This window comes from Methylophaga lonarensis MPL (genome assembly GCF_000349205.1).
Classification (GTDB): domain Bacteria; phylum Pseudomonadota; class Gammaproteobacteria; order Nitrosococcales; family Methylophagaceae; genus Methylophaga; species Methylophaga lonarensis.
Genome location: NZ_APHR01000090.1, coordinates 1 through 4058, shown reverse-complemented (window position 1 = coordinate 4058; position 4058 = coordinate 1). Strand labels below are relative to the sequence as shown.

4 protein-coding genes are annotated in these 4058 nt (G+C 50.7%); 3 read left to right on the top strand and 1 reads right to left on the bottom strand.

Annotated elements, in window-relative coordinates; genetic code table 11:
* Window positions 1–1945: translocation/assembly module TamB domain-containing protein (locus tag MPL1_RS12940; RefSeq protein ID WP_235045597.1), on the top strand; the 1945-nt coding region annotated here is incomplete at its 5' end.
* Window positions 1946–2028: 83 nt separating this feature from the next.
* Here the strand turns inward: MPL1_RS12940 and dksA are convergent.
* Complete coding sequence (dksA, locus tag MPL1_RS12935; RefSeq protein ID WP_009727585.1) at window positions 2029–2451, bottom strand: RNA polymerase-binding protein DksA; 423 nt, start codon at window positions 2449–2451, stop codon at window positions 2029–2031.
* Between the two features lie 111 nt (window positions 2452–2562).
* Here dksA and MPL1_RS12930 point away from each other — a divergent pair, with 111 nt between their 5' ends.
* On the top strand, window positions 2563–3333 hold the full coding sequence (locus MPL1_RS12930; protein WP_009727584.1) for an HAD hydrolase-like protein: 771 nt from the start codon (window positions 2563–2565) through the stop codon (window positions 3331–3333).
* Window positions 3326–4039: an aminotransferase class I/II-fold pyridoxal phosphate-dependent enzyme gene (locus tag MPL1_RS12925; RefSeq protein WP_009727583.1), complete on the top strand. Its 714-nt coding sequence runs from the start codon at window positions 3326–3328 to the stop codon at window positions 4037–4039. The genes MPL1_RS12930 and MPL1_RS12925 overlap by 8 nt, the downstream gene beginning before the upstream one ends.
* Window positions 4040–4058 lie beyond the last annotated feature (19 nt).

Below are 4058 nucleotides of genomic sequence, written 5' to 3'. Positions count from 1 at the left end.
GTTGGATAGCGTCATGCTGGWCGAGTTCGTGCTGGAACAATTATCGCTCGAGCTTTCAGGGGCGCTTGATGATCATGCACTGTTGATCAAGGCAAAAGCCGAGTACATAGAGCTCGACAGTCTTTTTGTTGGTGCCTTGCACGATGAGGTCTGGCAAGGAAATATCAAACGACTCAGCTTTGATAGCGACATCAGTGGCCTCTGGCAACTCTCCGAGACCGGAAATCTAATGCTTTCAGCATCAGCAGTCAGTCTGGAACAGCATTGCTGGCGTTCGTCTGATTACGGCCAATTATGCCTGCAAGCACAGTCAGACGAGCAGATGAACTGGCAGGCCAGCGGAAACTTTGCAGAATTACCTCTGGCGCTGGCCAATCCGTTTATTAATGAGTTTGCCGAGCTGGCAGGACAGTTGACCGGGCAGTTTCAATTGAGCGCAGAGGCTGGCGCAATGCCCACCGGTCAGGTTCAGCTTGAAGTCGGGCAGGGCGCGGTGAAACTGTCGGAATTAATTCTCGATCAGGAACAGCCGGTCAATCTCGATACAGTGACCTTGCAGGTGAATCTGGACCAGAACCAGACAGCGCTCAATTTTGTGCTGCAACCGGACATGGAAGGCTTTACCGCGCTTGATCTGTCAGTGACAACGGCGGATCTGACAACGATCATGAATGCGCCTGAACAGGCCGCATTGTCCGGCCAACTGAGTATGGCAATTGCTGATCTCGCTGTGCTCAACCTTGGCGGCCCTGCCTACGATGATCTGACAGGACGACTCACAGTCAATGCCCGTATTTCGGGTGATGTGGCACAACCTCAGGTACAAGCGGAGATTTTGCTGGCCGAGGCGGCTGTTGAATTGATCGAACTTGGCATACTGGTCAGCGCCATCAATGCTGAAGTCAGCGGTAATCTGGATGGTTTTGCGCTGAATTTTTCGGCGCGTTCCGGTGATGGTGAACTAAGCGGAAGCGGCGAGTTCAACTTTGTCGAGTCTGGTTGGCAGTTACATGCCAGACTTGATGCTGAACAGTTTGAATTAATGAATTTGCCAGAAGCCTATGTGATTGCATCACCGGCATTACGCTTTGAAGCCACCCCTGACGCCTTGTCTGTCCGTGGCGATGTCAGAATACCGACTGCTGAGCTTGCGCCGCTTCAATTCAACAGCACGGTCAGTGTCAGCGATGATGTTGTGGTGCTGGGCCGTGAGCTTGAGGAACAAACCACCAGCCCCATGGCAACGCATATCGATGTCAACGTGATCCTTGGTGATGCGGTTCGTATTACCGCGATGGGCTTTAACGGCCGATTAACCGGTCAGCTTAGAGTTAGCGGCGATCCTAATGCATTACTGAATGGCAACGGTGAAATTGTACTGACTGATGGCAGTTATGATGCCTACGGCCAGCAGTTGCGGGTGAATGATGGTCGCATCCGTTTCTCTGGCGCAGCGATTGATAACCCCGATTTGGATATTCGCGCGGTTCGTACCGGAACAGGTTTTACAGCAGGTATTCATATTCACGGCCCTGCGGATAATCCTCAGGCAACCTTGTTTTCAACGCCGAGCATGAGTCAGGACAACATTCTGTCGCATATTCTGCTTGGGCGACCGTTGATGCAGGCAAATGACTCAGACGCAGCATTTCTGGCTTCAGCAGCTACCGGACTTGGCATTCGTAATGGTGCGATGATAGGTGAGCAGATAGCCAGCAGTTTTGGGCTGGACAGTTTTTCTGTCAGCGGCGATACACCGGAGACCACCGCAGTGGAAATTGGCAAGTATCTGTCACCGAGATTGTATGTGAGCTACGGCATTGGCGTATTTGAGCCGGTCAGCACCATGCAGCTGCGCTATACCTTGAGTCGATTGTTTACCTTGAGGGCTGAGTCCGGCCTTGAAACAGGTGTGGACTTGCTCTACACCTACGAACGTCGTTAATCTTGATAAAACAGCTTTTCAGACAATAAAAAACCCCGCTAATGCGGGGTTTCATTGGAAAGCAGTGAGGCTGAACTAGACGATTAGACGCGGTTCTTCTCACGAATTTCGTCAAGTGTCTTGCAATCAATACACAGTGTTGCAGTCGGCCTTGCTTCCAGGCGTCGAATGCCGATTTCTGTGCCACAAGATTCGCAGTAACCGTAATCACCTTTGTCGAGATCTTTAAGTGACTCTTCGATTTTCTTGATGAGCTTACGCTCACGGTCACGAGTACGCAGTTCAAGCGTGAATTCTTCTTCCTGAGTCGCCCGATCATTGGGGTCAGGAAAGTTAGCCGCTTCGTCTTGCATGTGATGCACAGTACGATCAACTTCTTCCATCAACTGCGCTCGCCAGTCCTCAAGGATTTTGCGGAAGTGTTTGACCTGATCCGCGTTCATGTAATCTTCGCCCTTTACTGTTTCGTAAGGGGTGAAGCCAGCATCAGTTTGACTTGAGTCCATGTTGGAAACCTCATACTTTCAAAAATCAAGGCAGCATCTATACCAGATGCTTGGAGCATGTGCAAAAATTAACGACACATCATAAACGATAATCGACTGGAAAAATGATTTATGCAAGATCTCCAAGCCGTGATCTTCAACCTGGATGCTGCGCTGACAGAAATTTGGGCTGAGGGACACAGGCAGGCCTTTAATCGGGCTTTCCAACAGGCAGGGCTTGACTGGTATTGGGATGAATCCATGTATCAGATGCTCGTGTCCAAAGGAACCGGCAGACAGTGTCTGCAATATTATCTTGAGAACTTTCATTTGCAATGCGGATTTGCAGGCGACCTCAAAACCATGTTGGATAAACTGTATATGGAACAGCAGCGTATTTATGCCGACTGGTTCAAAATGCAAGCGATGCCTCTGAAAAAAGGTCTGACGCGATTAGTGGCTGAACTGAAACAGTCTTCAATCAGACCGGCACTTGTCAGTATCCATTGCGAAGATGAGCGTTGCTTGTGGTCATCCAGCCCGCCTGAGGAGCAAATCTGTGATGGGTTTGAAGCCATCGCGCTGGCCTCTCAGCTGAAAAATAAACAGGCGGCCGCCGATGTCTACCGAGATTGCCTGAAACAGCTCGGTGTAGATGCCTCAGCCTGCATTGCTATAGTGGACTCTCAAGCCGGCCTCAGTCCTGCCAATGAAGCCGGCATAGCGGCTGTGTTGCTTGTCAGCCATCACAGCAATCAAAAACCGTTTGCTACAACTGGCGGCGTGATTGAATCTCAGGCCGAGATGGAAATTTATCCGGCAAGCAGTATAGTCGACGCCGAGGCTGACATCGTTGATCTGCCCTTGCTCAAACAACTTCATTATCGGGCCATTTATGCTTGAACCTGCTCACCGCGCAGCGGAGATTGAACCTTTTCGTGCCATGTCCTTGTTGGCTGAAGCTCGACAAATGGAAACTGAGGGCCGAGATATTGTGCATATGGAAGTGGGGGAGCCCGATTTCATCACACCCGCACCGATTATTCAGGCTGGCATTGAGGCACTTCAGGCTGGGCATACTCATTACACAGCGGCGACTGGCTTACCGCAGCTCAGACAGGCGATTGCCGATTGGTATCAGCTTTACTATCAGCTTGATATTGCGGCAAGCAGAATTATTGTCACCCCTGGGGCTTCGGGTGCCTTGCTGCTGGCGTTTGGCGCCTTGCTTGAACGTGACAGGCATGTGATGCTGGCTGATCCCGGATATCCCTGCAATCGACATTTCGCACGCTTTATCGAAGGTCGCGTCAATGCGGTCAATGTTGATGCTGCCAGCAACTTTCAGCTCGATGCTGCGCTGGTTGCTAAGCATTGGAATCAAGAAACAGATCTGTTGTTACTGGCCTCTCCGTCAAACCCGACAGGAACGGTATTGGAGCAAGCCCAACTTGCGCAAATAGCCGAACAGGTCAGGCTACAGGGTGGGCAATTGATCGTCGATGAGATTTATCACGGTCTGACCTATGATGGCTTTGTTGCACCGACTGCGCTGTCGGTCGATGACGAAGCGATTGTCATCAACAGTTTTTCCAAGTTTTTTGAATGACTGGCTGGCGATTGGGTTG